At 32.8% G+C, this 4,039-nt stretch carries 1 protein-coding gene; it reads left to right on the top strand.

The genetic code is table 11. From position 1 onward, the window contains the following. Positions 1 to 449 precede the first annotated feature (449 nt). Complete coding sequence (locus Q0L44_RS05050; RefSeq protein WP_296636138.1) at positions 450 to 3,278, top strand: hypothetical protein; 2,829 nt, start codon at positions 450 to 452, stop codon at positions 3,276 to 3,278. Positions 3,279 to 4,039: the final 761 nt, after the last annotated feature.

Below are 4,039 nucleotides of genomic sequence, written 5' to 3'. Positions count from 1 at the left end.
GCCTTTGAAATCTTCGTAAACTTTGACCTCTCTCCGTATAGGGTTAGAAACCGAAAAGACTTTAGTAGGTTCTATTAGTCAAAGTTTTTGTTTTTTTTAGAACTTTTTGACTTTAAAAAATTATAAAATATTTTATCATTAGTAATAAAATTGTAAATTTGGCTATTAATAGGTGTTACAGCCTGATTTTTAATTTTTATACAGCGAAACTACTGTTTCTTTAGCCGATGGTTTAACACCACTGGTCTATAGATATAATGTATTTCGTCGAAAAAGTGAAAACAGCCAACGGTTAGTTTCACACTTTTGCACGGTATAGATGTTTCCAAATCGCATTGTACACGCTTTAATTAACGACTATGAACCAAAAACGTATTACTAATCAAATTTTAGAACAAAAGAATTACACTTTAAATTCAACACTTAATTACTTATTTAACATTTCAAACATGAAAAAACTATTTTCTTACTTATTAATTTCGTCCATGGTGGTTTTGTCATCATGTACAAACTATGATGATCAATTCGATGATCTTAACACACAGATTAATACTTTGAAGTCTCAAATTGAAGGATTTTCTTCTTTGTCTTCAGGTTTAACTGCATTACAGGGAACTGTAGCATCTTTACAGACTGCTATCGCTAACATTCCTGTAACTCCTGCAACTGACATCTCTGGTCTAGAGTCAACTCAAGCTGCATTAACTGCATCATTAACAGCTCTTGCTGCTGACGTTAAAGCTTTGCAAGATACTCTTGCTACTGCTGCTACTGCTGCTGAAGTTGCTGCTTTGCAAACTGCCTTGACTGCGGCTCAAGCAGATTTAACTGAATTGTTGCAACAAAACAATATTTATTCAAGTGATGTTGCTATAACTAACAATTCTACTCTTGATTTTGCTAACGCTTTAGGAGATAAAGTATTTATTGTAAATGGTAAGGTTGAAATCACCCAAACCAAAGATATGGATGCTACAAAATTAGCAACAGTTATGGCTAGATTCAATACTGTTACTGGTCTTGTTAAATTTACTTCAACTGAAACTGGAATAACAACTACTCCTGCTTTTACTAAATTAGCCTCTGCAGCTAGTGTTGAAATTGATCAGAAAGCAGACGTTTCTCTTCCTGAGTTAGTTTCAACTGGAGCTTTAAATATTCATGATGACAATAAAATCACTAGTGTTAGTGTTCCAAAAGTTACTAAAATAACTGCTTTAACAAATGCAACATTTAATAAAGTTACTAATTTTGATATGTCTTCTTTAGTAAGACTTCCTGCTGCACTTTCTTTATCAGTTGATTCTGGAACTGTTGATTTTTCTTCTTTAATCACTACAACCGATGCTACTCCTGTTGCTGAAAGTGGTTTCAAAATTGAAATCGATGGAGCAACAATTGTTAAAGCTCCGTTAATTACAGGAGGTGAATTAGATATGGATTCTGTTACAGAGCCAAACTTTCCAGTATGGGAAGGTCACGCTGATTCTCAATTTGATAAAGCTAAAAAAGTTGTTTTACCAGCAATTACTGGTGCAGTAGCTATTAACTTAGAAACAATGGCTCCTAAAGCAACTTATTTCCATTATATCGGAAACGACGGAGATGATGCTTCAACAACAGCTGATGATAAAACTTACAAATTTCCATCATTTGTTTCCGCAACTAATGCAAATATTGAAACATTAATTGTTGGTGGTTCAAGTACTTCAGTATCTGTTACTGGTGCTACAGATTTAACTTCTTTCACTATTACAGGAGGAACACATGCTTTAACACTAAATGATAATGACTCAATGACATCTTATGTATTAGGTCACACATCTACTGTTACTAACAATAGCTACGGAGCAATATCTTCAGGTAAACTAGTAATTACTGGAAATGCTGAAATCACTTCTATTACTGCAGATTCTTTAGATGATATTAACACTTTGACTATCACATCAAATGCTAGTCTTGAAACTTTATCTTTCGCTAAACTTAACTCATTAGGTACTGATACTGATAAAACTGCACTTGTAGCTGGTGAAGCTAATGTTAATATTCATACAAATGATTTAACTGCTTCTAAAATCCAATTGCCATCTGCAGTTAATGTTCTTCCTGCTGTGACAGGTAAAATTACATCTGCATCTGGTGTAGCTTCAATTAAAACTTTCATTGCTGCAGCATTAGCTTTAAGAGGTACTGCTTCAACTAGAGTATCTTATGATAATGTAACTGAGGTGTTAGATTCAAATGGTGATGCCTTAGCTGTTAATGGTGAAATTAAATTGAGAACTGCTACAGGTTGGTCTACAACTAATGTACAGACTTGGGGTGGAGAAGATTCTACAGTAGATCTTTTAAACTATGTTGCAGGTGCAGCTGGTGCTCCAGCAGTAGCTGAGAAATTGCAGAGATCTTCTTATGGTCTTTCTAACTCTGGTACTATTCAAACAGATGACTTCATTGCTATTGAACCAAGCGTATCTGGAACTGAATTAGCTAAAGTCACTTTTGATGCTGCTTTCAAAGCTAAATATGGAATTACTGACACTTTTGCTGCATCTCCTGACACTTGGGCACCATCTGTTGAAACAGAACTTAAAGCCCAATTAGTTGCCGGAGGTTACAACTTTGATGTTGAGGTTAAGAAGGATTTTGGTAAGAAAAAGACTTATTTAATTTCATTATTTAATGATGGAGTTTTATCTGAAACATCAGGTAGAGCTGGTGGACCAGTAACTTTTACCTTTAATGGTGTAACCTTGAGTGAAACTGTTGCTGCTGCTACAAATGAAGACTTCACTGAGGCTTTAGCAGAAGCTATTAACAATTCTAAAACTTTATCTGGTTCATTCAATGTTGCTACTGTTACAGGTGGTGTAGAAGTTACGCCTGAGGTTGAAAATGTAGTTGATTACTCATCTACTCCTTCTTTTGGTACAGGATTTACTTTCCCTTACGCTTCTAACTACTTTACAGCTTCTTCTCAAACTGCTTACATGGGTGCTTCCTCAACAATTGCTGTTGTTGGTACTTCAGAAGCTTCAGGTTGGAGAGTTACTGTTATTAACAAGAGTACTTCTCTAAAAGCTAATTTACTTGACCTTGCAGCTTCTGCAAGTCATACTACTGCTTCTGGTACAATTGCTCTAACAGAGTTAGTTGACGGAACTTCAATAAGTGGTACAGATAACGATCTTCAAAGAGATTGGGATAATGTTGTTGTTGGTTCAGCTGCTGGTGCTGCTGGTGCTGGTACAGCTCTTAACCTTACTACTTGGTTGTAATAAGTGTAAATACTTAATGATTAAAGCCTCTCGAAAGAGAGGCTTTTTTTATATCTTTATTTTATGAGAGCATCATATATATATTTAATAAGTCTATTTATTATTCCACTAATACCAAATGCGATGTCTATAGATGTTATTGGTGTTCATTGGTTTGCCTTATCTATTTTAAATTTAGTATTTACCTTATATTTTTTATTTTTCAATAATCTGTTTACTCTCAAGTTTTTTTTGCTTTTTAGACCTTATTTTTTTCTTTTCATTTTTTTATTTTTTTGTGGTATTTCTTTAATATTTACTAGAAATATTAATTTATCTATTGTAGATTTTTCTAGAGTCTTAAATGTTTTATTTTCTATTATTTTTCTAACTAATTTATTTAGGGATAAAATTAATTTTTATCCCATTTCTATAATTTTTTCGTTCTTTTTGCTAGTTGATTTATTCACAACATATTTACCGTATATCAACTTATCTTTAAAATCATCATCTACTTTTCTTAATTTACTTTCAAATAATTTTGATCCAGCTTACCTCAAAGGTTTTACTGGAAATAAAAATATTAATGCTGCTTATATACTAATCAAAGTTCCTTTTCTCCTTTATTTTATATCTAACTCTAAGCGTTTTATTCATAAGTTTTTTTCAAGTTTTTTGCTATTACTTATAGTAACTACAATTTTTCTAATTAAATCAAGAGCAGCATATTTATCCCTTTTTTGTATTTCTCTTTTCTACATTATTTATACTATTATTTACCA

Source organism: Polaribacter sp., from assembly GCF_024639685.1.
Taxonomy (GTDB): Bacteria; Bacteroidota; Bacteroidia; order Flavobacteriales; family Flavobacteriaceae; genus Polaribacter.
Note: the sequence above shows the minus strand (reverse complement) of the source record. Positions and strands in the feature narration are given on the sequence as shown.

Coding starts and splice junctions, on each gene's coding strand:
- Q0L44_RS05050 (WP_296636138.1), top strand. CDS start 450: ATGAAAAAACTATTTTCTTACTTATTAATTTCGTCCATGGTGGTTTTG.